General features: G+C 69.0%; 25 protein-coding genes and 1 pseudogene. 9 read left to right on the top strand and 17 right to left on the bottom strand.

All coding sequences use genetic code 11. The features are described from left to right. Positions 1-101: 101 nt before the first annotated feature. A complete protein-coding gene (locus tag ACWEPL_RS17700; RefSeq protein WP_397372027.1) occupies positions 102-1,064 on the bottom strand; it encodes a hypothetical protein in 963 nt (320 codons plus the stop codon). A 149-nt stretch (positions 1,065-1,213) separates the two neighbouring features. On the opposite strand from ACWEPL_RS17700, the gene ACWEPL_RS17695 reads away from it, so the two are divergent. Continuing rightward, on the top strand, positions 1,214-1,735 hold the full coding sequence (locus ACWEPL_RS17695; protein WP_185069301.1) for a gamma carbonic anhydrase family protein: 522 nt from the start codon (positions 1,214-1,216) through the stop codon (positions 1,733-1,735). On the opposite strand, the gene ACWEPL_RS17690 is transcribed toward ACWEPL_RS17695, so the two are convergent. After that, complete coding sequence (locus tag ACWEPL_RS17690; protein ID WP_363977782.1) at positions 1,707-2,588, bottom strand: DUF1349 domain-containing protein; 882 nt, start codon at positions 2,586-2,588, stop codon at positions 1,707-1,709. The two genes, ACWEPL_RS17695 and ACWEPL_RS17690, sit on opposite strands and share 29 nt — an antisense overlap. Positions 2,589-2,662: 74 nt before the next feature. On the opposite strand from ACWEPL_RS17690, the gene ACWEPL_RS17685 reads away from it, so the two are divergent. After that, positions 2,663-3,988 (top strand): hypothetical protein, encoded by a 1,326-nt coding sequence (locus ACWEPL_RS17685; protein ID WP_452436776.1) that lies wholly within the window; start codon positions 2,663-2,665, stop codon positions 3,986-3,988. A 483-nt stretch (positions 3,989-4,471) separates the two neighbouring features. Here ACWEPL_RS17685 and ACWEPL_RS17680 read toward each other — a convergent pair whose 3' ends face one another. The 7 genes from ACWEPL_RS17680 to ACWEPL_RS17650 form a co-directional block, all read right to left on the bottom strand. Beyond that, on the bottom strand, positions 4,472-4,753 hold the full coding sequence (locus ACWEPL_RS17680; RefSeq protein WP_138670633.1) for a metal-sensitive transcriptional regulator: 282 nt from the start codon (positions 4,751-4,753) through the stop codon (positions 4,472-4,474). 42 nt (positions 4,754-4,795) lie between these two features. Further along, positions 4,796-5,863, bottom strand: coding sequence for a glycosyltransferase (locus ACWEPL_RS17675; protein ID WP_452436775.1), 1,068 nt, complete (start codon positions 5,861-5,863; stop codon positions 4,796-4,798). After that, positions 5,860-6,666, bottom strand: a complete 807-nt coding sequence (locus tag ACWEPL_RS17670; RefSeq protein ID WP_452436774.1) for a hypothetical protein — start codon at positions 6,664-6,666, stop codon at positions 5,860-5,862. Before ACWEPL_RS17670 ends, ACWEPL_RS17675 begins: the two co-directional genes overlap by 4 nt. A 147-nt stretch (positions 6,667-6,813) precedes the next feature. Further along, entirely contained in the window at positions 6,814-8,919 is a 2,106-nt protein-coding gene (locus ACWEPL_RS17665) for a (Fe-S)-binding protein (RefSeq protein ID WP_363977775.1), read from the bottom strand. A gap of 138 nt (positions 8,920-9,057) precedes the next feature. Then, positions 9,058-9,642 (bottom strand): TetR/AcrR family transcriptional regulator, encoded by a 585-nt coding sequence (locus ACWEPL_RS17660; RefSeq protein WP_363977772.1) that lies wholly within the window; start codon positions 9,640-9,642, stop codon positions 9,058-9,060. A 3-nt stretch (positions 9,643-9,645) separates the two neighbouring features. Then, entirely contained in the window at positions 9,646-10,416 is a 771-nt protein-coding gene (locus tag ACWEPL_RS17655; protein WP_452436773.1) for a class I SAM-dependent methyltransferase, read from the bottom strand. Then, the gene (locus ACWEPL_RS17650) at positions 10,413-11,222 is read right to left on the bottom strand and encodes a sugar phosphate isomerase/epimerase family protein (protein WP_350723713.1); all 810 of its coding nucleotides are present in this window, start codon (positions 11,220-11,222) and stop codon (positions 10,413-10,415) included. The genes ACWEPL_RS17655 and ACWEPL_RS17650 overlap by 4 nt, the downstream gene beginning before the upstream one ends. 84 nt (positions 11,223-11,306) lie before the next feature. Here ACWEPL_RS17650 and ACWEPL_RS17645 point away from each other — a divergent pair, with 84 nt between their 5' ends. The 5 genes from ACWEPL_RS17645 (at position 11,307) to disA (ending at position 15,328) form a co-directional block, all read left to right on the top strand. Beyond that, positions 11,307-12,005: a class I SAM-dependent methyltransferase gene (locus tag ACWEPL_RS17645; protein ID WP_355193594.1), complete on the top strand. Its 699-nt coding sequence runs from the start codon at positions 11,307-11,309 to the stop codon at positions 12,003-12,005. Between the two features lie 63 nt (positions 12,006-12,068). Then, positions 12,069-12,437, top strand: coding sequence for a MerR family transcriptional regulator (locus ACWEPL_RS17640; protein WP_452436772.1), 369 nt, complete (start codon positions 12,069-12,071; stop codon positions 12,435-12,437). Positions 12,438-12,439: 2 nt separating this feature from the next. Continuing rightward, on the top strand, positions 12,440-12,745 hold the full coding sequence (trxA, locus tag ACWEPL_RS17635; protein WP_350723718.1) for a thioredoxin: 306 nt from the start codon (positions 12,440-12,442) through the stop codon (positions 12,743-12,745). Positions 12,746-12,804: 59 nt separating this feature from the next. Further along, a complete protein-coding gene (radA, locus tag ACWEPL_RS17630; protein ID WP_363977761.1) occupies positions 12,805-14,211 on the top strand; it encodes a DNA repair protein RadA in 1,407 nt (468 codons plus the stop codon). 40 nt (positions 14,212-14,251) lie between these two features. Continuing rightward, positions 14,252-15,328, top strand: coding sequence for a DNA integrity scanning diadenylate cyclase DisA (disA, locus tag ACWEPL_RS17625; protein ID WP_452436771.1), 1,077 nt, complete (start codon positions 14,252-14,254; stop codon positions 15,326-15,328). A gap of 255 nt (positions 15,329-15,583) precedes the next feature. On the opposite strand, the gene ACWEPL_RS17620 is transcribed toward disA, so the two are convergent. The 4 genes and pseudogenes from ACWEPL_RS17620 to ACWEPL_RS17605 form a co-directional block, all read right to left on the bottom strand. Continuing rightward, the gene (locus ACWEPL_RS17620; protein WP_452436770.1) at positions 15,584-16,156 is read right to left on the bottom strand and encodes a GNAT family N-acetyltransferase; all 573 of its coding nucleotides are present in this window, start codon (positions 16,154-16,156) and stop codon (positions 15,584-15,586) included. An 85-nt stretch (positions 16,157-16,241) separates the two neighbouring features. After that, positions 16,242-16,561 (bottom strand): annotated as a pseudogene (locus ACWEPL_RS17615) (IS5/IS1182 family transposase); the annotation flags it as partial. Positions 16,562-16,747: 186 nt separating this feature from the next. After that, a complete protein-coding gene (locus tag ACWEPL_RS17610) occupies positions 16,748-17,263 on the bottom strand; it encodes a hypothetical protein (protein WP_452436769.1) in 516 nt (171 codons plus the stop codon). An 87-nt stretch (positions 17,264-17,350) separates the two neighbouring features. Then, entirely contained in the window at positions 17,351-18,025 is a 675-nt protein-coding gene (locus tag ACWEPL_RS17605) for a hypothetical protein (RefSeq protein WP_363977749.1), read from the bottom strand. Between the two features lie 79 nt (positions 18,026-18,104). Between ACWEPL_RS17605 and ACWEPL_RS17600 the strand changes: the two genes are divergently transcribed. Further along, on the top strand, positions 18,105-18,986 hold the full coding sequence (locus tag ACWEPL_RS17600) for an A/G-specific adenine glycosylase (protein ID WP_452436768.1): 882 nt from the start codon (positions 18,105-18,107) through the stop codon (positions 18,984-18,986). Here the strand turns inward: ACWEPL_RS17600 and ACWEPL_RS17595 are convergent. Further along, positions 18,979-19,398, bottom strand: a complete 420-nt coding sequence (locus tag ACWEPL_RS17595; protein WP_363977743.1) for a cupin domain-containing protein — start codon at positions 19,396-19,398, stop codon at positions 18,979-18,981. The genes ACWEPL_RS17600 and ACWEPL_RS17595 overlap by 8 nt on opposite strands. Before the next feature lie 60 nt (positions 19,399-19,458). On the opposite strand from ACWEPL_RS17595, the gene ACWEPL_RS17590 reads away from it, so the two are divergent. Continuing rightward, complete coding sequence (locus ACWEPL_RS17590) at positions 19,459-19,923, top strand: MarR family winged helix-turn-helix transcriptional regulator (RefSeq protein WP_452436767.1); 465 nt, start codon at positions 19,459-19,461, stop codon at positions 19,921-19,923. Between the two features lie 306 nt (positions 19,924-20,229). On the opposite strand, the gene ACWEPL_RS17585 is transcribed toward ACWEPL_RS17590, so the two are convergent. The 3 genes from ACWEPL_RS17585 to ACWEPL_RS17575 all read right to left on the bottom strand — a co-directional run bounded on the left by ACWEPL_RS17585 (position 20,230) and on the right by ACWEPL_RS17575 (position 25,758). Further along, positions 20,230-21,168: a TIM barrel protein gene (locus tag ACWEPL_RS17585; protein ID WP_350723731.1), complete on the bottom strand. Its 939-nt coding sequence runs from the start codon at positions 21,166-21,168 to the stop codon at positions 20,230-20,232. Positions 21,169-21,838: 670 nt separating this feature from the next. Then, entirely contained in the window at positions 21,839-24,340 is a 2,502-nt protein-coding gene (locus tag ACWEPL_RS17580; protein ID WP_355193577.1) for an ATP-dependent Clp protease ATP-binding subunit, read from the bottom strand. Positions 24,341-25,425: 1,085 nt separating this feature from the next. Next, positions 25,426-25,758: a histone-like nucleoid-structuring protein Lsr2 gene (locus ACWEPL_RS17575; RefSeq protein ID WP_319714331.1), complete on the bottom strand. Its 333-nt coding sequence runs from the start codon at positions 25,756-25,758 to the stop codon at positions 25,426-25,428. Between the last annotated feature and the right edge of the window lie 494 nt (positions 25,759-26,252).

Here is a 26,252-nt window from a genome sequence, read left to right as displayed (position 1 = left end):
ACCCCCACCGGCCCGCCCCCGCGCCACACCCCCCCCGGGGGGCGGGGGGGCGGCCCCCGCGGGGCGCCCACGCCTCCAGCCGTGCCCGCCCGGGGTGTGGACTACTTGTGCACCTCGGACAGCCGGACGACGTGGATGTCGGTGTCGTCGGAGACGCCCGCCTCCTCCAGGGGCTTCTTCTCCTCCTCGCTCTCGTCCACGATGACCCGCACGTCCTCCTGCGGCGAGACCGGGGACGCGACCGCGTCGGGGATCAGCGGCCCGGCCGCCGACTCGGTGCGCATGAGGTCGCCGAGCACCGAGCTGATCTCGGTCAGCCGCCGCACGACCTCCGAGTGCGTGTTGGTCAGATAGTCGACCCGCCGCCCCGTCTGCTCGTCGAGCGCGGCGGTGCGCTGCTGCGCGGAGGCCAGCATCGACTCCGAATCGTTCCGCGCGCCCGTCACCAGCTGCTCGGCCTGCGCGTTGGCGGCCTGCATGATCTGCTCCGACTCCGACTGGGCGGCCGTGACCAGCCGCTCGGACTCGGCGCGCGACTCGCGCAGCAGGTCCTCGGCCTCGGTGCGGGCCGCCGCGAGCTGCTCCTCCGCGTCCGAACCCGCCTGGGCCAGCATCCGCTCCGCCGCCTGAGTGGCCTCGTTCACGCGCCGCTCCGCCTCCGCCTGGGCGGAGGTGAGGATCTTGTCGGCGGTCTCGCGGGACGACGTCTGCAGCCGGTCGGCCTCCGACTTGGCCGCGTCGCGCACGCTGGCGGCCTCGGCCTCGGCGTCCTCCCGCTTGGCCGCGGCCTCCTCCTCGCCGAGCCGGAGGATCTGGGCGAGTCTCGGGCTGAGGTCGTCGTAGCTCTGCGGCGCCTCGACCATGCGCCGCCTGGCCTCCGCGAGCTCGATGCGGCCCTGCTCTGCCTGGTCGATGGCCCGGGCCAGCCGCTCTTCCAGATCCCTTACCTGGTTACGGGTACGGATCATGAAGTCGTGAACCTGACGGCGGTTGTAGCCGCGCATCACGACCTCGAAGGTGTCCTCTTGCATCAGATCGGGAATGCTCTCGTGCTGGTTCATCATGGGGGTACCTAAGGGTGGTTTGCGTGAGGCGGGGGAAAATTGCGGGTTGTGAGGGTCTGACAACGAGACGTCAGGAAACGACTTTCCTGCCATCTGCCCACGTCCGCAACCGGAACGCCACAGCCGGACGGGGAATTACGATGGCTCGGATGTACATCGCATCTTTGGATAACGGGGCAGTCCCGGACATACACCCTGAAGCCTTCATAGCCCCTGGCGCCGTCGTGGTCGGCAGCGTGCGGGTGGGCCGGGCGTCCAGCATCTGGTACGGCTCCGTTCTCCGGGGGGACGACGAGCGGATCGAGATCGGCGAGGAGTGCAACGTACAGGATCTGAGCTGCTTGCACGCCGATCCCGGCGAGCCGGCGATCCTGGAGGATCGGGTCAGCCTGGGCCACAAGGCCATGGTCCACGGCGCCCATGTGGAGACCGGCGCGCTGATCGGCATCGGCGCGATCGTGCTGGGCGGCGCCCGCATCGGTGCGGGCACCCTGGTGGCCGCCGGTGCGCTCGTCGGACCGGGCAAGAAGATCCCGTCCGGCGTGCTGGTGGCCGGTGTTCCCGGAAAAATCGTACGCGAACTCACCGACGACGACCGGGCGTCCTTCGCCCGCACGCCGGACAACTACATGGCCAAGGCGCTCAGGCACCGGCAGGCGTCATCGCTTTGATCAGGACTTCGTCCGACACCGAGGCGGTGTTGAGCGCGTCCGCGTACTCGGGCAGCTCGGGGCGTAAAAACCGGACGAAGTCGACGGTCATCTTCAGATCGGGCACGCCCTTGACCTGCTTGGCGTTGGCCTTGGTCGCGTCCTTCTTGAGCAGGTTGTAGCTGTCCCAGTCGGTGTAGGCGGTGATGCCCCACTGGAGCACGTCGGGGAGGTTGGACGGCCAGCGCCGGCCGACCTTCCACTTGCCGCCGTCCTCCCGGTAGAGCGCGACGAAGACGCGGCCCACCCGGCCGAGCGCCAGGTCCACCCAGCCTGTCTTGACGGCCAGCTCCTGAGGTTTGGAGCTGCCGTCCTGGGTGTATTTCACCTCGACCTGGCCGCTCTGGTCGGCCGTGCCGGTGGTGACCGACACCCAGTTGGGCTTGGCGTACGAGCCGGGCTGGCGGGCCATCAGGCCCCCGAGCGAGAACTTCCGCTTGGGCTGCCCGCCCTTCATGCCCTCGACCTTGACCCTGGCGTACATGAGGACGTCGCCCGCCAGCTCCTGGTACACGTAGGGGCCGCGGAAGCCGTCGAACCACGTCGAGGTCCTGGGCTCCAGATACAGGGAGCCCTTCACTGTCTTGTTGATGTCGAGCTTGCCGATCCGGTCGACGTCCTTCTCCGTCTCGCTCAGCTTGGTCCACATGGACATGTCCGTCGCGTTCTGGAACTCCGTGGACGCCTCGCCCACCTCGCCGCCGGGCTCCGGCGCCGTGGCCTTGTCCAGCGTGAGCACGCCGGGCCCCGTCGGGGACGGCTGCGCCGTCGTGGTCGTACCGCATCCGGAGAGCGCACCGACCACCGCCAGCACCCCTGCCACCTTCGCCCTCATAACGGTCATTCTGCCGTGAAATGCCGATGGATGATTTGGGCGCTCCCAGTACGATGGCGCCCGTGCGACCCTGGGATGCGTTCACCTCCGCCGAGGCGGAGGTCCGAGCGATGGTCGCGGACCCGCGCTGGCAAGGGCTTTCCGTCCCCGATCGGGCCCACGTGCTGGCCGCCAGAATACTTGTGACCCCAGATGGCGACAGATGGCTCTTCGGGGTGCACGCGCGCTGGCATCTGCACGATCCGGCCGACGGCCGCTGGCGCCTCGCGCCGCCGCCGAGGGGCACCCGGGCGCGCCAGGTGCAGCATCCCGCGGCGGTGCTGCCGGAGGACGTGATCCCGTACGGGCCCGACTTCCACGCCGAGCCCGGCTCCACCCAGGCGTTCATCGGCCCGGACGTCTCCGAGGGCCTCACCGAGCGGCTCAGGGTGCTGCTGCGGTCCAGCGGGCTCAAGTCGGAGCTGGACTACCCGCTGACGGCGTTCGACGAGATCTTCGGCTCCGACGTGCCGAGCACGGTGGCGGCCGTCTGGGGCGCGATCATGTGGTGCGCGTACGCGCCCGCGTTCGACGGCAACGAGCGGCTGATCACGGTGTTCGGCGAATACCTGCGCCGCCCGCTGCCCGGCGACGAGTGGGTGCGCTGGCTGCCCGCGCCGCCGCTGCTCGACCTGGCCACGCTCGTCGCCGAGCGGCAGCGGGCAGGGCAGCCGCGGGCCGCGCTCAGGCTCGCCGCCACGATGGCGGACGCGGCCCAGATCCTGATGTCCGACACCCGCTTCAGGCCGCGGGCGCTCGCCCTGCTGACGATGGTCGAGCCCATGCTGCGCCGGCAGGGGCTCGACGACCCCCACACCGACGCCGAGGCCCTGCGCGCGGCCTGGCTGGAGCGTTGCCCGCGGCGGCTGTGCCGGGCCCTGCTCGTCGAGAACGACCTGGAGGCGGACTTCTCGCACGCCGTCTACGACCTGGTCGAGGCGCTGGCCTTCATGCCCGACCCGCCCATGGCCGCCGCCACGTTCCTGGCCGACCTGTCGGACTCCAAGGGGCGGTTGCCGGCCCGGCTGGACCACCGGCTCAGGCGCGCGTACGAGGAGCTGGAGCGCGCCGGGCTGACCGGTACCTCAGCGAGCGAGTCGACCGAGCCGGACGGCTTCCCCGTGCCCGGTCAGGTACTGACCAAGCCCCCGGCGGTGCTGGAGGTCTCGCCGCCGGACCGGGCGAGCACCGCGGCCGTGCTCGGGGCCGCGTACGCGACGGGACTGGCGTGGGGCCGGCTGACGGGGGCCAGGGTGCCGGAGCGGGGGCTGGCCGGGCAGACCGCGCTCGTGCACAGACTCATCCACGAACGCGACGACAACCACACAGACCACACCTAAACCACAAATATCGTTATTTAACCCTTACTTCGCCTATATGGTTCTAACGCTCAGGTAACAGGCAATTCTCCGAATTGTGATCTCCGATTCGGGAAATGATCGTTCCCGGGCCCCGCAGTTCGGAAAGGAATGACTCCGATGGGCCATGTTGCCAGAAGGGTCTCCGCCGTAACCTCGTAGAGGGTGTGGGCTGCGGAAGGAAGGACGACGCGGTGGGGCACGATGACCTGGACTCTCGGGTCCACGACCGTGTCGCGTTGGACGAGATTGCGCTCTACGCCGAGGTGCTCACGGCCGTGGCTGTCAGCGAGCGGCGGCTGACCTTGGACGAACTCGACGACGCGCTCGGATTGCGGACTTCGGCGAGCCGCTGAAGGATCAACTCGATTACTAGCCCCGGAGACCTAGTTAGAAGGTTTCCGGGGTTTCTCATAACTAGTTAATCCCTCGGAACGTCCTCCTTCTGGAGGATGACCGCCCCGCCTATGAGCGGACGAGGCGCGCGATGGCCGCCGAGGCCTCCTTGACCTTCGCGTCGGCCTCCGGCCCGCCACTGTTGATCGCATCCGCCACACAGTGGGAGATGTGCTCCTCCAGCAGCCCCAGCGCCACCGCCTGGAGCGCCCGCGTGGCCGCGGAGACCTGAGTGAGCACGTCGATGCAGTAGGCGTCGTCATCGACCATGCGCTGCAGGCCCCTGATCTGACCCTCGATCCGCCTGAGACGCGTCAGATACGCCTGCTTGTCTCCGCTGTACCCATGCATGCTTCTAAGGTACCCGTAACCGGTTGGGGGTGCCCGGGTCGTTCAGCGGAGGTCGCCGATGAGCTTCTCCCACTGCTCGGCCACCTCACCGGCCGCGTGGCGCACCGCCGTGTCCAGCGCGCCCGCCGCGAGCGAGCGCCGCCTGCGCTCGTCGTCGATCAGCGCCAGCAGGGCCGCCGCGAACAGCTCCAGGCCGCCCTCGTTCTCCGGCACCAGCACCCCGTTGTAGCCCGTCGCCACGAACTCCCTCGGCCCCCTGGCCCCGTCGAAGGCGACCACGGGCACCCCGCAGCCCATGGCCTCCAGCACCGCCATGCCGAGGTCCTCGGTGAGCGAGGTGCTGGCCACGATCGACGCCTTGGCGAACTCGCCCGCCAGGTCGGGCGTCGTGCCCATGAAGTAGACGTGGTTGTGCAGGCTGAGCTCGCGGACCAGCGCGCGCAGCCGCCGCTCCTCCGGCCCGCCGCCGTACAGGCGCAGCCGCCAGTCGGGGCGCTTGTCCACCACGATCGCGAACGCCTTGATCAGCCGGTCGTACGCCTTGACCGGCACCCACCGGCCGCCGGCGGCCACGATCCGGTTGTCCATCCGCGAGCGCGGCCACGGCCCGTCGGGCAGCGCGTCCAGCACAGAGGTCACAGGGGGCCCGTCGGTGAGGAGCTTGCTCCACTCCTCCTGGGCCGACTCCGTGGCCGTCACGACGGCGTTCAGGCGCGGATAGAACCGTTTCACCGGCCCGGGGACGGCCGGCCGCCCCCACTCCCTGGCGATCTTCAGGGTCTCGCGCGGCGCGTGCCTCGCGGCCTGGACGCCGAGCCCCGGCCGGGTCGTGATCAGCACGTCGGACTTGAGGTTGCGCAGCAGCCGCCACAGCGCCACCTCCGCGCGGACCTGCCCGCGCGGGAACAGGTGCCGGACGCCCGGCCTGGCGTCGATCAGGCTGCGCATGGTCACGTTGGGCCCGACGGGGAAGAACGGCTTCTCCTTCTGCCGCCTGACGCTGACCACCTCGACGTCGTGCCGGTCGGACAGGGCGGTGGCGAGGTTCAGCATGGCGCGGACGTCGCCCCTCATCGCGTACGCGGAGGCGAGGACCAGGCTGACCTTCATCCGCCCACCTCGATCCGCAGCTCGTCGTCGGCGGTGTAGCAGGGTCTGATGGGCACGCCGTCCACCATGGCCGAGGGATAGTGCAGCCGGCGTCTCTTGCCGTCGACGTCGTCCAGCCGCGAGCCCAGCTTGAGCGGCGTGGACACGCCCTCGACCTCCAGCGCGGGCTCCCAGGTGCCGGAGCTCGCCACGGCGTCGGGATCGGCGCCCACCACGTCCACGAGCGACACGGCGGCGTGGAAGCGCACGCCCTGCACGGTGGCGGTGGCCGAGAGCCGCGCGTTGGTCTGCCTGCGGTCCAGTCTCAGCACGGCCTCATGGCGGGAGTCGTCGTCCTCGAGCCCGGTGTACGCCAGCAGGCCCATCACCTCGAAGCGCCCCTCCCTGAACCAGATCGAGCGGACCTCGGCCACCGGCTCGGCGTCGGAGATCTTCAGCGCCAGGAACCCGTTGCGCGTGCGGTACGAGCGGTAGGCGAGGGTCCGCCTGCACAGCGCGTACGCGTCGAGGTGGTCGAGCGAGAAGCCCGGATCGACGCTGCGCAGCCTGCTGCGCTTGCCGCCCGCCCCCCGCAGGTAGGCGTCCCAGCGCCCGGCGCTGAGCTCCAGCGGCGCGAGCGAGACCGCGACCGTGGCCTCGCGCGCCCGAGCGCCCGGTGTGCCGAGCCGCACGTCGCGTTCCACCCCCGTGGTGCGATGCCTGAGCACGAGTTCGGTGCCGTCTTCCAGTGGTGCGTCGATGGCGAGCCGGAGGGCGAGGACGTCGGCCAGAGTGACTTCGGCGTCCGTGACGACGACGCCCATCACGAGCCCCCTCCCCGTCGAATAGAGCCATGCGACGTTGAGGTTACCGTGATTTTCCCGTTATGTGGATGCTGGATTTCTTGCACTTGACCCGCTGACGTGCGGAACTCCTCCACAGAAGCTGTGGAGGAGTCCGACAATCCTCGGTCAGGAAGCGCCCTTGACCGATTTGATCAACAGCTGGGCGACGTCCACGACTTCGAGCGATTCCTTGGCCTCGCCGTTGTTCTTCTTCTCGTTGATCGCGTCGCCGAGCATGACCATGCAGAACGGGCAGGCGGTGGAGACGGTGTCGGGATCGGTGGTCAGCGCCTCGTCCACGCGTTCGGTGTTGATGCGCTTGCCGATGCGCTCCTCCATCCACATGCGCGCGCCGCCGGCGCCGCAGCAGAACCCGCGGTCCTTGTGGCGGTGCATCTCCTGGGTCTGCACGCCCGGCACCTTGGACATGATGTCGCGGGGCTGGGAGTAAACCTTGTTGTGGCGGCCCAGGAAGCACGGGTCGTGGTAGGTGATCTTCTCCTCGATCGGGGTGATCGGAGTGAGCAGGCCCTCGTCCACGAGCTTCGACAGCAGCTGCGTGTGGTGCACCACCTCGTACGTGCCGCCGAGCTGCGGATATTCGTTGGCCAGGGTGTTGAAGCAGTGGGGGCAGGTGGCGACGATCTTCTTGACGCCGGCCTCGTTGAGGGTCTCGATGTTCTGCTGGGCGAGCATGTTGAACAGGTACTCCATGCCCAGGCGGCGGGCCGGGTCGCCGGTGCACGCCTCCATCGGGCCGAGCACCGCGAACTTCACGCCCGCGATGTGCAGCAGCTCCGCCACGGCCTTGGTGGTCTTCTTGGCCCGGTCCTCGAGCGCGCCCGCGCAGCCCACCCAGAACAGGTATTCGGCGTCCTCGGGCATCTTGTCCTCGACGAGCTCGACCTCGAAGTCCAGCTCCTCGATCCAGTCGGCCCGCTTCATCTCGGACATGCCCCACGGGTTGCCCTTGTTCTCCAGGTTCTTCACCATCACGCCCGCCTCGGACGGGAACGACGACTCCACCATGACCTGGTAGCGGCGCATGTCGAGGATGTGGTCGATGTGCTCGATGTCCACCGGGCACTGCTCGACGCAGGCGCCGCAGTTGGTGCACGACCAGAGCACGTCGGGGTGGATCACGCCGTCCTCGCCGACCAGCGGCTTCTCCAGCAGCGCGAGCACGTCGGTGTCCTTGTGCTCGACGCCCTGCTGGGCGGCCAGCAGGTACGGGGCCACCTTGAAGGCGTGGTCACGCTGGTCGAGGATGAGCATCTTCGGCGACAGCGGCTTGTCGGTGTTCCACGCCGGGCACTGCGACTGGCAGCGGCCGCACTCCGTACAGGAGTAGAAGTCCAGGAAGCCCTTCCACGTGGTGTCGGCGATCTTGCCGCGGCCGAGCTTCTCCGGGTCGAGGTCCTCATCCTCGAAGTCGACGACCTTGCCGGCCACCCGCATCTCCGGCGCGCCGCCCAGGCCGTCGGGACGGCGCGAGAAGAGCACGTTGAGGGGGGCGGTGAAGATGTGCAGGTGCTTGGAGTTCACCACGATGACCAGGAACACCAGCATGAAGCCGATGTGCAGCAGCAGCGCGATCTCCTCCAGCAGCGCGCTGTCCGGCAGCACGTCGCCGAGCGCGAGCGAGACGAACGCGCCGGAGGAGTAGGGGAAGTTGCCGTTGGCCGCCGACGCGCCCCTGGCCAGGAACAGCGTCCAGATGATGTTGAAGATCATGAACAGGACGAGCCACGCGCCGCCGAGGTGGGAGCCGGAGAAGCGGGAGCGGCGGCCGAGCTTGTCGGGCGAGTTCTTGAGCCGGATGACCGCGAAGGCGACCAGGCCGAGCACGCAGGCGACCGCGATGAAGTCCTGCAGGAAGCCGAGCACGGCCCAGGTGCCGATCAGCGGGATGTGGAAGTCGGGCGTGCCGGTGATCGCGCCCTGGATGATCGCGCCGTACGCCTCGATGTAGACGGTCAGCAGGATGAAGAACGCCCACATGACGAAGAAGTGCGCGACGCCGGACGGCGTCCACTTCAGCAGCTTCTTCTGCCCGAACACCTCGACCAGCTGCGCCTTCGCCTCATCGGCCGCATGAGACTTGGCGTAGTCGATCCGCTCGGGCGCGGGCGGCCCCACGGTCGCCAGCTTGAACAGGAACAACGCCCTGCGGCCGGCGACGGCCACCGCGAGGACGGTCATCACGAGCCCGATGATGGCTACCCAGAGCACAGGGTCCTCCCACAGACGACGTTGGCTGTCAGCGTACGGTCACCCGTCGCTCAGACCGCTACCCGGATCCTACCCGCGAGTAACATTTCCGGCGTACGCGACATACCCTATGGTCATCGACTTTGGCAGAACAATGCTCTAGCCGGTGAAGTACCTCTGGATGGTCGGCGCGAGCACCTCCACGAGCTCGTCGTGACCGGCGCTCGCCAGCGGCTCCAGCCTGATCACGTAACGGGCCATGACGATGCCGAACATCTGCGCGAACGCCGCCTCGATCCGCAGGTGCGGCACCTCCATGCGGTCGGCCACCTGGAAGAGCAGCGCGTTCGTGAAGAACTCGCGGACCATCGTGACGGCCTGCTCGTTGGTCATGGCCGAGCGGATCAGCGCCAGCATCGGCTCGCGCGTCTCCGGGGAGGCGGTGACCTGCAGGATCATACGTACGAGCCGCTCGCCGACCTCCTCGCGCGGGCCCTCGACCAGCACCTTGACGATGGTCTCGGGAGAGAACGGCAGCCGCATGGCCGCCGCGAACATGCCCTCCTTCGTCTCGAAGTAGTGGTGCACGAGGGCGGGGTCGACCTTGGCCTCGCGGGCGATGCCCCGCACGGTCGCCTTGTCGAACCCCTTCTCCGCGAACACCTTCCTGGCCGCGGCAAGGATCTCCCCCCGCGTGTCAGCCGACCCGGGCCTGCGCCCAGGCCGCTTCTTATCGACCGTCACCCGTCACCTACCCACCGCCAGGTAGACGCGCATGGGGACGGAGAGCACGCCTTCGGGGAACTCCCTGCGCAGCTCGGCGCGCTGCCGCTCGACCAGCTCGTCTGCGGCCTCCGGCGGCAGGGCCGCCATGTAGGAGTGGGAGCGCAGGTCGAGCAGGAAGTCCTCGATGCCGACCAGCCGGGTCCAGGGGATCCAGCGCTCCTCGACCACCTCGAAGGCCGCGGCGATCGGCGGCGCCGACCACTGCTCGACCGCCGGCCCGTAGTAGGTGGGCACCGCCTCCGCCAGGCGGGCCTCGTAGGCGGCCAGCCATGCGGCCTGGGCCGCGTGGTTGAAGTTCCAGCAGCCCACGATGGCCCCGTCGGGCCGCAGCACCCGCCGGGCCTCGGCGATCGACGCCACGGGGTCGAGCCAGTGCCACGACTGCGCGTACGTCACCAGGTCGGCCACGCCGTCGGCCAGCGGCAGCGCGTTGCCGTCGGCCAGCACGGCCGCGACGGAGGGCGTACCGCTCTCCGACCGGGAGACCAGGCGGGCCAGCATCTCCGCGCCCGGGTCGACCGCGATGACGTGGGAGCCGCGGGCCCTGAGCGCGCGCGTCATGATGCCGGTGCCCGCGCCGACGTCCACCGTGGTGGCGCCGTCGAGGTCGACGCCGGTCACCTCGGTCAGGGCGCGGTACATCTCGTCGGGATAGTGGGGCCGGCCCGCGTCGTACGCGTCGGCCACCCGCTCGAACATCCTGCCCAGACCCCTGATCGGCCCTATGTTCATGAGGTGGCCGCCAGGTGCAGCCGGGCGAACGCCAGCGCCTCCGCCAGGTCGTCGATCCGCTCGGTGCGGCTGGCCGCCTTGCGGGTGTTGATCTCCAGCACGACCAACCCCGAGTAGCCGGTGTTGGCCAGGCGCTCCAGCATCGGGGCGCACGGCTGGTTGCCCCTGCCGGGCACGAGGTGCTCGTCCTTGTTGGTCACCCCGAGGCCGTCGGCCAGGTGGAGGTGGGCCAGCCGGTCGCCGAGCTTGACGGCCATCTCCATGGCGTCGGAGCCGGACACGGCCGTGTGCGACAGGTCGAGCGTGACCTGCGGGAAGTCGTAGTCGATCGGATTCCAGTCGGGCGAGTAGGGCACCACGTCGTTGCCCCTGGCCTTCAGGGGGAACATGTTCTCGACGGCGAACGTGACGTCGGTCTCGTCACGCATCCTGGCCAGCCCCGTCTCGAACTCGCGGGCGTACTCCCGCTGCCAGCGGAACGGCGGGTGGACCACGACCGTCGAGGCGCCCAGCCGTTCGGCGGCCTTCTGCGCCTTGACCAGCTTGGCCCAGGGGTCGCGGCCCCAGACGCGCTGGGTGACCAGCAGACAGGGCGCGTGGATGGCCAGGACGGGGATCTTGTAGTGGTCGGACAGCCGCTCGATCACGTCGATGTCCTGACTCACGGGGTCTGCGCCCACCATGATCTCGACACCGTCGTAACCCAGGCGCGCGGCCAGCTCGAACGCGTCGGGAGTGCGTTCCGGATATACCGAAGCAGTGGACAATGCGATCTTCGCATTGGGCACGCGGATGACATCAGCCACGCTGCCAGCCTAAGCCGGTGGAGCCGATCTGGCGCGAAAGCCCCTTTGGTGAGCCGCGCCCGGCGGCTGGCTTAACTTTGGGGCATGCCACGGATAGCGAAAGGTGCGATCCCCAGCCCGAACATCTGGAACACGCCCCAGATCTACGAGCTGGAGAACCGCGCCGTCGACCCCGAGGGCGCGGCCGACGCGGCGATGCGCGCCCTGCGCCCCTGGAACGGGGCCACCGTGCTCGACATCGGCTGCGGCACCGGGTTCCACCTGCCCGCGCTCGCGTCCGAGGCCGCGCAGGTGGTCGGCGTGGAGCCGCACGGCGACCTGGCCGCGGTCGCCGTACGCCGCTGCGCCGCGCTGGCCAACGTGGCCGTCCACGCCGCCACGGCCCAGAACCTGCCGCTGCCCGACGCGAGCGTGGACGTGGCCATCGCGCGCTGGGCGTACTTCTTCGGCCCCGGCTGCGAGCCGGGGCTGCGCGAGCTGACCCGGGTGGTACGCCGCGGCGGCGCGGCCTTCGTCCTCGACCTCGACGCCACGCGGGGGGCGTTCGGCCGCTGGTTCTCGCGTACGGTGCCGACGTACTCCGTCCGGGAGGTCGAGTCGTTCTGGGACCGCCAGGGCTGGCAGCGGCGGCCTCTGGACCTCAGGATGGCCTTCGAGCGGCGGGCGGACCTGGAGGCGGTGCTGCGCATCGAGTTCACGCCCGAGGTGGCCGAGCAGGCCATCGCCGAGACGCCCGGCCTGGAGCTCCCCTACCCGAACGTGCTGCGCTGGCGCTACTACTGAGTTCGCGGCGGTGCTCCCTCGCGGCTTGACATTGACGTCGGTGTCAACGTTTACCGTGAAGGCATGCGCATCGGAGAGCTGGCGGAACGTACGGGGGTGAGCACCCGCTCACTTCGCTATTACGAGCAGCACGGCCTGCTCAGAACCCGTCGCGGGTCCAACGGCTACCGTGATTACAGCGAGGACGACGTCAGGCTGGTGTCCGAGATCCGGGCGCTGCTCAGCATCGGGTTCACTCTGGAGGACACCCGGCCGTTCATCGACTGCCTGCGCCGGGGGCACAGCTCGGGAGGCTCGTGCGCGGAGTCGGTCGAGGTCTACGAGCGCAAGCTCAACGAGATCGACGAGGAGATCCGCGTCCTGCTCGCCCGCCGTGCCGAGGTCGCCGCCCAGCTCGCGCAATCGTGCCCAGGTTGCTTCGTAAGGGGATAGACATGATCACGTTGACCACCGAGAACTTCGAGGAGCAGGTGCTCAAGAGCGACAAGCCGGTGCTGGTCGACTTCTGGGCGGAGTGGTGCGGGCCGTGCCGCATGGTGGCGCCGGTGCTGGACCAGATCGAGGCGGAGCACGGGCTGACCATCGGCAAGCTCAACACCGACGAAAACCCGGAGATCATGGCCCGTTACGGCGTGATGGGCCTCCCGACGATGCTGCTGTTCGAGAACGGCGAGCCGGTCAAGCAGATCGTCGGGGCCAAGCCCAAGCGCATGCTGGTCTCCGAGCTGGGCCTGGCGTAACACGGGCTCCGCCTCTTACCTGTCGAAGATTGTCGCCACGTCCCGCTAGCCTGCTCGACATGGCCAAGACTGCCCAGAAGCCCGGATACCGCTGCGCCGAGTGCGGGTGGCGCACCACCAAGTGGGTGGGCAGGTGCGGCGAGTGCCAGGCGTGGGGCACGGTCGAGGAGGAGGGCGCGCGGGCCGGCGCCAATGTCGTCCAGGCGGGCGCCACCACCGGGCCCGCGGTGCCGATCGGGCAGGTCAAGGCCGAGGTCGCGGCCGCGCGCACGACCGGCGTCGGCGAGCTCGACCGGGTGCTCGGCGGCGGCCTGGTGCCGGGCGCGGTGGTGCTGCTCGCGGGCGAGCCGGGCATCGGCAAGTCCACGCTCCTGCTCGAGGCCGCGGCCCGCATGGCCGAGCGCGAGAAGGTCCTCTACGTGACGGGCGAGGAGTCGGCGGCCCAGGTGCGGCTGCGGGCCGACCGCATCGGCGCGATCCGCGACCACCTCTACCTCGCGGCCGAGACCGAGCTGTCGGCCCTGATCACCCATGTGGAGAAGGTCGAGCCCACGCTGCTGGTGGTCGACTCGGTGCAGACGATCGGCTCGGCGCAGGCCACGGGCGTGCCCGGCGGGGTGACGCAGGTGCGCGAGGTGGCCGCCAACCTGGTCCGCCTGGCCAAGGAGCGCAACATGGCCACCGTGCTGGTCGGCCATGTCACCAAGGACGGCTCGATCGCGGGCCCGCGCACGCTGGAGCACCTGGTCGACGTCGTGCTCAACTTCGAGGGCGACCGCCACTCCAGGCTGCGCATGGTGCGCGCGATCAAAAACCGCTTCGGGCCGACCGACGAGGTCGGCTGCTTCGACCTGCACGAGCGCGGCATCGAGGGCATCACCGACCCGAGCGGCCTGTTCGTCTCGCGGCGCAGCGAGCCGGTGCCCGGCACCTGCGTCACCGTCACGGTCGAGGGCACCCGCCCGCTTCCCGCCGAGGTCCAGGCCCTGGTCGCCCGCACCGAGGCGCAGCAGCCCAGGCGCACGTCGTCGGGGCTCGACACCTACCGCGTGCAGATGATCCTCGCGGTGCTGGAGCGCCGGCTCAACGCCCGGCTCGGCGGCTGCGACGTGTTCACCGCGACCGTGGGCGGCATCAAGCTGGCCGACCCGGCCGTCGACCTGTCGGTCATGCTCGCCGTCGCCAGCGCCGCCGGCGACAAACCGCTGCCGCCGGGCCTGGTCGCGCTCGGCGAGGTGGGTCTGGCCGGCGAGCTGCGCCCGGTCAAGGACGTACGCAGGAGGCTGACGGAGGCGGCCAGGCTCGGTTTCAAGCGGGCCCTCGTGCCGACCGGATCGCTCGAAGAAGCCGGCCGCAAGCGTAACGGACAGCGTGCTCTGGTGCCCGTGGGGCCGGTGGCGTTCGCGCCGGGGTTCGAGGTGGTGCAGGCGGAGAACGTCTGGGACGCCCTCACGCACGTGACCTAGCGCGGCTAAGCTGAGCGTGACCGATCGACACGGGGGTCAGGTGGATAGGAGTCTGGACGACCGCCGTCGCGAGGCCTTGGCCGCGGTGGCCCCGGGCACACCTCTGCGCGACGGCCTGGAGCGGATCCTGCGCGGGCAGACCGGCGGGCTGATCGTGCTCGGCTACAACACGGTCGTCGAGGAGCTGTGCAGCGGCGGTTTCGAGCTCGACGTCGACTTCTCCGCCACCAGGCTGCGCGAGCTGGCCAAGATGGACGGCGCCATCGTGCTGAGCGGCGACCACAAGATCGTACGCGCCGCCGTGCACCTGGTGCCCGACCCGTCCATCCCCACCGACGAGTCCGGCACCCGCCACCGCACCGCCCAGCGCGTGGCCCGGCAGACCGGCCTGCCCATCATCGCCATCAGCAAGTCGATGCGCATCATCGCCCTCTACCTCGACGGCATCCGCTACGTCCTGGAGGAGTCGGCGGCCATCCTCTCCAAGGCCAACCAGGCCCTGGCCACCCTAGAGCGCTACAAGCACCGCCTCGACGAGGTCTCCGGCACCCTGTCGGCGCTGGAGATCGAGGACCTGGTCACGGTCAGAGACGTCTCCGCGGTGGCCCAGCGGCTGGAGATGGTCCGCCGGATCTCCGACGAGATCAAGGGCTACGTGGTGGAGCTGGGCACGGACGGCCGCCTGCTGTCCCTGCAACTGGACGAGCTGGTGGCCGGGGTCGACTCGGAGCGGGAGCTGGTCATCCGCGACTACCTCCCCGCCCCCTCGGGCCGCCGCCAGCGACGCCTGGTCGAGGCGATGCACGACCTGGACAAGCTGTCGGGCAGCGAACTGCTCGACCTCTCGGCCGTCGCCCACGTCCTGGGCCACGCCGGCGCCGACAAGCTGGAGAGCCCGGTCAGCCCCCGCGGCTTCCGCCTCCTGGCCAAGGTCCCCCGCCTCCCGGCCACGGTGGTCGACCGCCTGGTCAACCATTTCGGCGGCCTGCAGAAGCTGCTGGCGGCGAGCATCGACGATCTGCAGGCGGTGGGCGGGGTCGGAGAGTCCCGCGCCCGCAGCGTCCGAGAGGGCCTCTCCCGCCTGGCCGAGTCCTCCATCCTGGAGCGGTACGTCTAAAGCAAGCCGCTCCGCTCCGTCGCCTTCAGCCGGCTGCCTTACGGACGAGCCTGCGTTCGCCCTCCAGGAGGAGACGCCGGAGGGCCACGGACAGGGGCTCGCTCGACCCAACCAGCGGCAACCCCGACCTCGGCGACAGGCGCGATCGCAGCCGGCCAGGGAACCCCCAGAACCGGTTCTCACCTTCCTCAGGGCCAACCCACGGTGCCCAAGCTGCGCTCAGAGCTCCTGACACAATGAGGTGGTTCGGAGCTCTTAGCAGGCTGGAACCGGCACGGCCGACGGCTGCCACTCTCGCCTGATCAACCCGAACACCCATGAGTCGGACACCTCGCCGTTGACGATGCAGTCTTCCCGCAACGTCCCTTCACGTACGAATCCGATCTTCTCCAGAACCCGGGCAGATGCCACGTTGCGCGTATCGGCCTCGGCCTGAACACGATTCAGATCCACTGTGTCGAATGCCCACCGCAGCAACGCGTGCGCGGCCTCCGTCGCGAAGCCGTGGCCCCACATCGCCTCATCGAGGCAGTAGCCCAGTGATGCGCTGCGGTAGTCCGGGTTCCATTGGGTCAGACCGCACCAGCCGACGAAGGCCCCGTCAGAAACACGGTCGATGGCCACCCGCGCCCCGGTGCCTTCGTCCGCCATCTTCCGGCAAGCCGCGATGAAGCGCTCGGCGCGGGCCCGTTCGGTCCACGGCGGGGAGTCCCAGTAGCGCAGCACGTAGGCGCTGCTGTGCAGCGCGAAGAGGGCGTCCGCGTCGGCGTCGGTAAAGGGGCGCAGTCGCAGGCGAGCGGTGTGCAGTGTGGGGGTGGCCAGAGTCATGCGCCTCATCTTGCGTCCTCAGGGGGCGGGCAGACCACCGAATATCGATCCCGGTCCGGTCCTCACGACTAAGGACCTCCAACACAATGATCAGCGGGCCGAGGGCCATGAAAGCCTCGTGGATGTCATCGCGGATCTCCCAGCGGATACGCAGACGACCGAACCAGTGCGGCGGTGCGATGGTCTGCTCGATCATCCAGCGGTGGACGCCCAGGCCGGAGCCATGCCCGGCACCTCGGCGGGCGATCATCGGCTTCACGCCGGTGGCCCAGACCAGCCGTCGGTACTTGTCGTGGTCGTAGCCTCTGTCGGCGTACAGCACCTTGGGCCCTCGGCCGGGGGGCGGCCACGCCGCCCGCGCACGGGCGGCATCAGCTGGGTGACGTCGTTGCGGTTACCACCGGTCGATCACAACAAGAGGCCCGACAGCACCTTGCGGTCCTCCAGGCGCTTGCGCCCAGGGTGATCGGCACGACGAGGCACCACCGGCAACACATCCGGAACTGCCCATGGCGGCTGCGTGCCCTTCGTCACACCGCGATCAACTCGGGAGCGATCACCCGTGCTCCTAGATCATTCTGTTAGAAGTTCTCAGTTGACCCTGAGGCAGTCCTGCTTGGCCAGCACCAGGCTCATCTCGACCACTTCGCCCTTGCGCTCGTTGAAGACGTAGTACGCCTTCCTGTTGCCGGGCACGGTGGCAGCGGGGTAGCCGCCCGGGCCGCGCCGCAGCCTGGGGTAGGCGGCCTTGAGCTGCGTGCTGGTGGAGCCGATGCCGATGCCCTTGGGGGTCCTGGCGCCGGCGGGTGCGACGATCACGACCACGCCGAGCTTCTTCGAGATGTACATCCCCACGCGGTACTCGTTGTACGGGCTCTCCTTGAGGTCATACGTCGTGCACCTGGCGGAGTCCCCGTCGGGCTTGTGCACGATCCTCCCGGTCGCTCTCGCCTTCGCGGCGGTCATCCCGAGCTTCAGGTTGCCGTACCCGAAGGGCCCGAAGGCCGGCCTCCGCACGGCGGCGGACGCCGAGGAGTCGACGCCGACCGGCACCAGGCCCGCCGCCAGCGCCACCACCAGAACCGAACGGCCGATCGTCTGCCTCATAACGACTCCTCCATGATCACATGACCGGGTCACTCTACTGTGAGTCCAGATCAGGTGTGGAGAAATCACGACATATGCGGAACCGCCTCAGCGGAGGTGGAAGACGCCCTTGACGGTGCGGAGCTGGCCCATGCGCACGGTGGCCACGTACGTGCCGGGCAGCGCGGCGGCCGGGGTGGAGCGGCAGTCGGAGCTGGAGCGGTGCCGGTTCCACACCAGGGACCGGACGTACGGCACCCCGCGCTGCAGTTCCTTGACCTCCGAGCCCGCCCCGCTGACGCAGTCGGCGGTGGACCAGATGCGGTCGGCCCCCGAGGTGATGCGGATCTCCATGGCGCGCGGTCCCACGTCGGCGGTGCACATCACGGAGCCCGTGTTCACCAGGGTGACCAGGAACGTGGGCTGGCTCTCGCCCGTGTAGATCGGCTCCCTGCCGCCCTGCATGCTGAGCACCAGGTCCTGTTCGGTGCAGGGGTCGCCGGGGTGCCTGGGGAGCGCCGGGGGGGTCGGCCTGGGGGCGGAGGGGGACGGGGACGGGCTGGCCGTGCCCATCGCGAGCGTACGCAGGCCCGCCAGCAGGGGATCGACGGCGGGGGTCGCACTCGGTGACGATTTCGCGCTGGATGTGCGTTCCGGCCCGCTGCCCCCGCTGGAGCACGCCCACGCCACGACGGCCACCACGACGAGCACCGCCACCAGCACGCTCATCCGGCGCCGCCAGTAGACGTCACCGCCGTCGCCGCGCATAGTATCCGGATCCATAGGCACAGGATGGTAGCCATGCGGCTACAACGAGTGACGACACGCCGAGGGGCCTTCTTCTACGAATACGCTTGACCCCGTGGTTGAGCCGAACCTCCTGCACATCCCCGTTCTGGACTGGTACGAGGACAACGCCCGAGACCTCCCGTGGCGCGCCGCCGACGCCACCCCGTGGGGAGTGCTGGTGAGCGAGATCATGCTCCAGCAGACCCCGGTCGTACGCGTGCTGCCCATCTGGCACGAGTGGATGGACCGCTGGCCCGCCCCCGGGGCGCTGGCCGCCGAGCAGCCGGGAGAGGCCGTACGCCATTGGGGGCGGCTCGGTTACCCGCGCCGGGCGCTGCGCCTGCACGCCTGCGCCAGGGCCATCACCGACGAGCACGGCGGCGAGGTGCCGTCCGATCACGAGACCCTGCTGTCCCTGCCCGGCATCGGCGAGTACACCGCCGCCGCGGTCGCCAGCTTCGCCTACGGCGGCCGCCACGCCGTCCTGGACACCAATGTCCGGCGGGTCTTCGCCAGGGCGGTACGCGCGGAGGAATACCCTCCCACGGCCACCTCAGCGGCCGAGCGGCGGCTGGCGGAGACCCTCCTGCCAGAGTTGGGCGCGCCCCGCTGGGGCGTGGCCGTGATGGAGCTGGGCGCCCTCGTCTGCACGGCCCGTGCCCCGCGCTGCGCCGACTGCCCGATCAGCCAGGTGTGCGCCTGGCGTCTGGCGGGCAAGCCGCCGCACGCCGGCCCCGCGCGCAAGGGCCAGACGTACGCGGGCACCGACCGGCAGTGCCGGGGCCGCCTGCTGGAGGTGCTGCGGAAGGCCCACGGCCCCGTCCCGAAGGCGGCCCTGGACGTGGTGTGGGACGACGCCGTCCAGCGCGAGCGCGCCCTCGACGGCCTGATCACCGACGGCCTGGCCGAGCACCTGGACGACGGCACCTACCGCCTCCCCCACGCGACTACCTGACCCAGAGCGGCACGATGCGCTCCACGTCCTTGGGCGCGAGGTCGCAGGCGTCCGGCTCCGACACCCCGCTCGGGTTGTAGGCCCGCGCCCCGGCGGGGGCGACCACGATGGACACGAACCCGCGCTCCGGGTCCGCGAACATCTGGCGGCTCACGTCGGCCGGCAGCACCATGGTGTCTCCCGGGCCCACCTCGAACCGCTCGCCGCCCAGCTCGACGACGGCGGACCCGTCGAGCCAGGTCCACACCAGCTCGACGTCGAACGCGTGCACCGGCCCGACCATGCCCGGCTTGGCGTCCACCCGCCACATGGCCTGGCCCACCGCCCCGCCCTGGGTCGGGGAGGCGAGGGTGGTCATGACGCCGTTGGGCGTCTCGGTCTTGCGGGAATCGGCGGCCATGACAACAGACATCGATGAACTCCTTTAAGATGGGCAACTACGTTGTCTATATAGTTAACCAGGTTGTCTATCATGTCAAGTCCAGGCTTCGAACTTCCGCTGCGACTGCTGCTCGCGTTCAGGATGCTGATCGACGAGCTCCACGCCGAGCTCGCCCGGCAGGGACATCCGGACATACGGCCCATGCACGGGTTCGTCATGCAGGCGATCGGCCCGAACGGCACCACGGCCGTCGAACTGGGCCGCACGCTCGGGGTGTCCAAACAGGCGGCGGGCAAGACCATCGACACCCTGGAACGCATCGGCTACGTGGAACGCACCGCCGACCCCCACGACACCAGACGCAAGATCGTCCGGCTCACTCCGTACGGGATAGACGCCCTGGACCGGTCGGCCCGCATCTTCGACACACTGCGCGCCCGCTGGGCCGCCGAGCTCGGAGAGGACCGCCTGCAGGCCCTGGAGTCGGACCTGCGCAGAATGACCCCGGCCAACCTCTGGCGCCTCGACACCCCGGGCTGGTTCGGCAGCCTGTGACGCGTCCCCGTCCCCGGTCGACCGCCAGCCCCGCAATCCCCGCCGGTCAGACCGCCCTGCGACGCCCTCTGTCTCCGACCGCTGTCATACGGACCCCGCCCGGGCTCATTCGACAGCCGTCGGGGCAGGGCTCAGGTGGCCACCGTCCAGGCGCCGGGCGTAGGCATCGGGCTTAGGCGCCGGACGCAGACTGCGGGCGCTCAGGCGCGGCGCTGAGACGGGCAACGCCTAGCTCGGCAGCGCTCGGCCCGGGCGGTGCTCGGCCCGGGCGGTGCTCGGCCCGGGCGGTGCTCATGCAGGCCGTGCTCAGGCGGCCAGCTGGAGGCCCAGGCTGGTCAGGTTCGTACGGGCCCAGGCCAGCTCTTCGGCCAGCAGCGACACCAGGGCACCCGGCCCCTTGGCGCGCCCCGGCACGGTCAGGTTGTGCGTCTCGACCTCGATGTGCGCACTGCCGCTCACCGCGCCCGACAGCATGGCCATCAGCGTGTCATGCAGTACGGCCCCCGTGCTCGGCGTCTCCCCCGTGTGGTTGTGCACGTGCCCCAGCTTGACCACCGGCGCGCCGGCCGCGGCCAGCCCCTTCAGGGCCGCGCCCGGCTCCTCGGCCCCGCAGGCGAGGTGACAGGCGTCCAGGCACACGCCCAGGTGCTCGGAGTCGATGCCGCCGACCCGCTCAAGGGCCTGCTCGGTGGTCTCCAGCACGCACCCGGGCCACGGCTCGAACCCGACCCTGATGGTCTTCCCCGTCACGCTGTAGATGCCGCGCAGCTCGCGCGCCAGGCGCTCCAGCCGGCGGGTGGCGATCGAGTGCAGGTCGGCGGGCCAGTCGCGGCGCCACCCGATCGGGATCGTCGAGATGCTCCCGAACCGCACGTCCTCCGGCAGCAAGAACGCCAGGATCTTGGCCAGGGCCATGGTGTAGCGGTAGCGCTCGGGCTTGGCCCAGTCGGGGCCGGGGACCTCCTGGTTGCGGCCGCCGGTGCCATTGAGGCTCACGACCTCCAGGCCGCGCTCCTCCAGAGAGCGGCGCAACCGTACGAGCTCGATGCGGTCGGCCGTGAGGTGGTCGGCGACGCTCGGCGAGAGCCACAACCCGATACCCATCCGCTCCACGCCCAGCCGCTTGCGCACCGGGACGGCGTAGCGGGTCAGGTGGGCGATCAGGTTCTCGAGGTCCTCGGCAGGGTGGATGCCCGCGTTGTAGGCGAGGTGAACGAGCGTTCCGTCATTGTGACGCAGGCGCATCGGTTTCCTCCACGGCTTGCTCTTTGTGTTCCGTCGCCCGCCCTGGACGATGCTGACCCTTGAGAGCATGGCTGCTCGTTCGGTGGTCACGCGTCCGCCCCGAGTTGATTTCGCGCTACTCCCCAAGGAGCAGGCCTCAGCCTAGGAACACGATCTTGTGATTTCGCTTGGATGCGACTTGGCGGTGCTCTACGCAGTGTAGTACTACTCGCGGTGGCGGCACACCCGGTATCCCAACAATTACGCAACGACCGAGTGTGCTCATCTCACAGCCCGCCACGCCACGGCCCCACGCGGGTGCAGCGTCGAAGGAGCGGCATCGGCATCGCTCGGGCGACGGGTGCGCGATGAGGCAAGGGTCGAGGTCGGCACCCCGACGGTGGAATGCACCACCTCACCGGCGTAGAGCGTGGCGCGGTGGGTGCCACGGTCAGGCACCACCCCAAAGGCGGCTCCGTGACGCGGCGGGGGTCACGATCAGCAGCACCTCGGCGGCCGGGGCACGGTCGCTCACCCCGTGACGGACGCGAGAGACGCGAGACGGTCGCTCACCCCCTGACGGACGCGAGGGACTCGAGGGACGCGAGGGCCACCCCCGAGGCTGGGGCGCAGGAGGTGGAAATGGAAAACCCCCGTGTGAAGGGATTCACACGGGGGTTTTCGGGATCCGTCAGTGCTGGATCGGGGCCGCGATGGCGGCGGCCGAGTCGGGGACCTTGGAGGCGGACTCGCCCTTGAAGATGAACTTGGCGTTGTCGCCTTCACCCTCGATGGTCACCTTCACGACCTGCCCCGGCCGGAGCTCGCCGTACAGGATCTTCTCCGACAGCGAGTCCTCGAGCTCGCGCTGGATCGTCCGGCGGAGCGGACGGGCGCCCATGACCGGGTCGTAGCCCCGGTCGGCCAGCAGTTGCTTGGCCTCGGGCGAGACGTCGAGCCCCATGTCGCGGTCCTTGAGCCGAGCGTCCACCTGGGTGAGCATCAGATCCACGATCTGGATGATCTCCTTCGGCGTGAGCTGGTGGAAGACCACGATGTCGTCGACACGGTTGAGGAACTCGGGCCGGAAGTGCTGCTTGAGCTCCTCCTGCACCTTGGACTTCATCCGGTCGTAGTTGGAGTCGGCGTCGTTCGACTTCGCGAACCCGACCCCGATGCCCTTGGAGATGTCACGGGTGCCGAGGTTGGTGGTCATGATGATGACCGTGTTCTTGAAGTCGACCACGCGGCCCTGGGCGTCGGTCAGGCGACCGTCTTCCAGGATCTGCAGCAGCGAGTTGAAGATGTCGGGGTGGGCCTTCTCGATCTCGTCGAAGAGGACCACGGAGAACGGCTTGCGCCGCACCTTCTCGGTGAGCTGACCGCCCTCCTCGTAGCCGACGTAGCCGGGAGGCGAGCCGAACAGCCTGGAGACGGTGTGCTTCTCCATGAACTCCGACATGTCCAGGCTGATCAGAGCATCTTCGTCGCCGAAGAGGAACTCCGCCAGAGCCTTGGACAGCTCGGTCTTACCGACACCGGAGGGGCCCGCGAAGATGAACGAGCCACCGGGACGGCGCGGGTCCTTCAGACCGGCGCGGGTGCGCCGGATGGAGCGCGACAGGCCCTTGATGGCGTCGTCCTGGCCGATGATCCGCTTGTGGAGCTCGTCCTCCATGCGGAGCAGGCGCTGCGACTCCTCCTCGGTCAGCTTGAAGACCGGGATGCCGGTGGCGGTCGCCAGGACCTCGGCGATGAGCTCCTGAGTGACCTCGGCCACGACGTCCATGTCGCCGGCCTTCCACTCCTTCTCCCGCCGCTCGCGCTTGAGCTGGAGCTGCTTCTCCTGGTCGCGGAGGGCAGCCGCCTTCTCGAAGTCCTGCGCGTCGATCGCGGACTCCTTGTCGCGACGGACGTTGGCGATCTTCTCGTCGTACTCGCGCAGGTCCGGCGGAGCGGTCATCCTGCGGATGCGCATCCGGGAACCGGCCTCGTCGATGAGGTCGATGGCCTTGTCGGGAAGGTAGCGGTCGCTGATGTAGCGGTCGGCCAGCTGCGCGGCGGCCACCAGCGCGTCGTCGGTGATGGACACGCGGTGGTGCGCCTCGTAGCGGTCGCGCAGACCCTTGAGGATCTCGATCGTGTGGCTGAGCGAGGGCTCGGCCACCTGGATCGGCTGGAACCGGCGCTCCAGCGCCGCGTCCTTCTCGAGGTACTTGCGGTACTCGTCGAGCGTGGTCGCGCCGATCGTCTGCAGCTCGCCGCGCGCCAGCATGGGCTTGAGGATGCTGGCCGCGTCGATCGCGCCCTCCGCGGCACCCGCGCCGACGAGCGTGTGCAGCTCGTCGATGAACAGGATGATGTCGCCGCGCGTGCGGATCTCCTTGAGCACCTTCTTCAGGCGCTCCTCGAAGTCACCGCGGTAGCGGGAGCCGGCGACCAGGGCGCCGAGGTCAAGCGTGTAGAGCTGCTTGTCCTTCAGCGTCTCGGGCACCTCGCCCCTGACGATCTTCTGCGATAGGCCCTCGACGACGGCGGTCTTGCCGACGCCGGGCTCGCCGATGAGAACCGGGTTGTTCTTGGTCCTCCGGGAGAGGACCTGCATGACCCGCTCGATCTCCTTCTCGCGGCCGATGACCGGATCCAGCTTGCCCTCGCGGGCCGCCTGGGTCAGGTTGCGGCCGAACTGGTCGAGCACCAAAGAGGTCGACGGGGCCGACTCCTGCGGGCCGCCTGCCGCGGCCGGCTCCTTGCCCTGGTAACCGTGGAGCAACTGGATGACCTGCTGCCGGACACGGTTGAGATCAGCCCCAAGCTTGACCAGCACCTGGGCGGCCACACCCTCACCCTCGCGGATGAGCCCGAGCAGGATGTGCTCGGTGCCGATGTAGTTGTGGCCCAGCTGCAAAGCCTCACGGAGCGACAGCTCGAGGACCTTCTTGGCCCGCGGGGTGAACGGAATGTGCCCCGACGGAGCCGACTGGCCCTGGCCGATGATCTCCTCGACCTGCTGGCGCACACCCTCAAGGCTGATCCCGAGGCTCTCCAGAGCCTTGGCGGCCACGCCCTCACCTTCGTGGATCAAACCAAGAAGTATGTGCTCAGTGCCGATGTAGTTGTGGTTGAGCATCCTGGCCTCTTCTTGGGCCAAGACGACAACACGCCTCGCTCGGTCGGTGAACCTCTCGAACATCTCGTCGCTCCTCACAGAGCGGTCAGTCAGGTCCGGTAAATCCGGGCCCGTCATCCCGCATGCTAGCCCTGGCTCGGCGAACCGTGCCCACTGCCACTGACACGCTCTATAGCAGAGACGTTCCCCGGGAGCAGGGCGTTCACCCTCCATCCAACTACTGTTCGGGGGTGACGTGTTCCCGATACGCCGCAAGCGAACGATGTTTAGGACGCTTCGCGGAAGCGTCAAAAAATTGCCCTCTGCGGCGCACGCGGTACACACGGATCGGCCATCGGACGCGCCGGGGCGGAGTCAGCGTTGGGGCGCCACTTCGCCCGCACATCTCAGATGCCGCGTCCGTATCGTTACGTAATCATCCTACGTAGCGGAGGGCCGCCGTCCAAACGACCGCTCTACGCCCTGAGCACAACGCGGCACGGGCGGCACACCAAGGGAATCTTGCATCCGGTCAGCTGGGTTACCAACTTCATCTCGCATGATGAGACCACGTCTCGCTCGGCGCCCCGGATTCGCGGCACTTCCGCGCAGTTGAGAAGGCACGGCATTGTGTGCAGATGCCGGGGAACGGGGATTGTCCGAGCCCTGCTCGGGTTCGCGGGTTTTGCCCGCCGGCGGGGATCCGGGCGCCCGCGGTATTGCCCGCCGCCGCGCATCCAGCCCGGCACCGCTTTACCTTCGCGCCGGTCGCGGGTTTACGCTCAGTGAGATCACCCGTATACACCCGCCGCCGCCCGGTAGATCGCCTCCGGGCTATACGGCGCCGGGTTTTCCGTCATGGCGCGTTCCATGAGCGCGGAGATCGATCGTGACGTACGGACGCGAGCGTACGTTGAATGAGGTATGGCCGCCTCACACGGCTTTCGGCGCGCGACTACGACGCCGCCACATATGTGGACGACCGCCGGTGAAACAGCGCCACGGGCGAAGCCGAACACGCAGCCAAAACGCCCGCATATGTGCACACAGAAGATCACGGTCCGGGCGGTCCGGCTTTCGAGTTCCGGCCCGGATAACGATCATGCGCTTATGGCGGCCGCCGGGGTCCTAGGCGAACGGCATAAGCGCATGGTCGATCGTCGGCTTGCTCAGTGGGCCGCTTCGTACTTCTCGACGACCGTGGAGGCGATCCGCCCGCGCTCGCTGACCGGCAGGCCGTGAGCCTTGGCCCACTGCCGGATCTCCGAGCTCTTCTCGCGGCTCATCGCCCTGCTGCCGCCGCGACCGCGGCGACGTGCGGTGACGGCGCCTGCCCTGCGCGCATGCTGCACGAAAGGCGTGAGCGCGTCCCTCAGCTTCTTCGCGTTAAGGTCGCTGAGGTCAATCTCATAGGACGAGCCGTCAATAGCGAAGCTGACCGTCTCATTGGCCTCGCCCCCATCGAGGTCATCGATGAGAATCTCCTGGATCTGCTTGGCCATCTACGCAATCCTTTCGCGGAGCATTGTTTCATTCGCCTGCCCAAACATATACCCGGAAAGGCGTGGAGACAATTCAGCGCAGCGGGGATTCGGCTGACTGGCCGATCAGTTCTGCCCGTCGACCGGATCCTCGCGGTTTCGGCGGCCTCCCAGGGCCTCGGACCGGACCAACTTCACTACGCCAAAGATGAAGGCACCCCCGACCACCGCCGGGGGGATGAGCGCTGACAATACGTCTGTTAGGGCTTCCATTCGTCCTCGCCTCCACGGCTTGCGGGGTTTCAGGGGCGCATTTTGCGGATGGGAGCGCGCCCAGGAGGGGCGTTGCGGCCCTCACGACGCGCCAGGTGACTACCGTTCGCACCCGACCATAGCGGCGCACAGATGCCCTGCGCCTCGCAGGGCACCAACTCCGGCGACCCGGATGCCCCATAGCCTAATGCCAGTCTCTCCAGGCTCCTTACCGGATCAAGAGAAAATTTTTGGAATTGGCT

Source organism: Nonomuraea sp. NPDC004186 (assembly GCF_053603495.1).
Note: the sequence above shows the minus strand (reverse complement) of the source record. Positions and strands in the feature narration are given on the sequence as shown.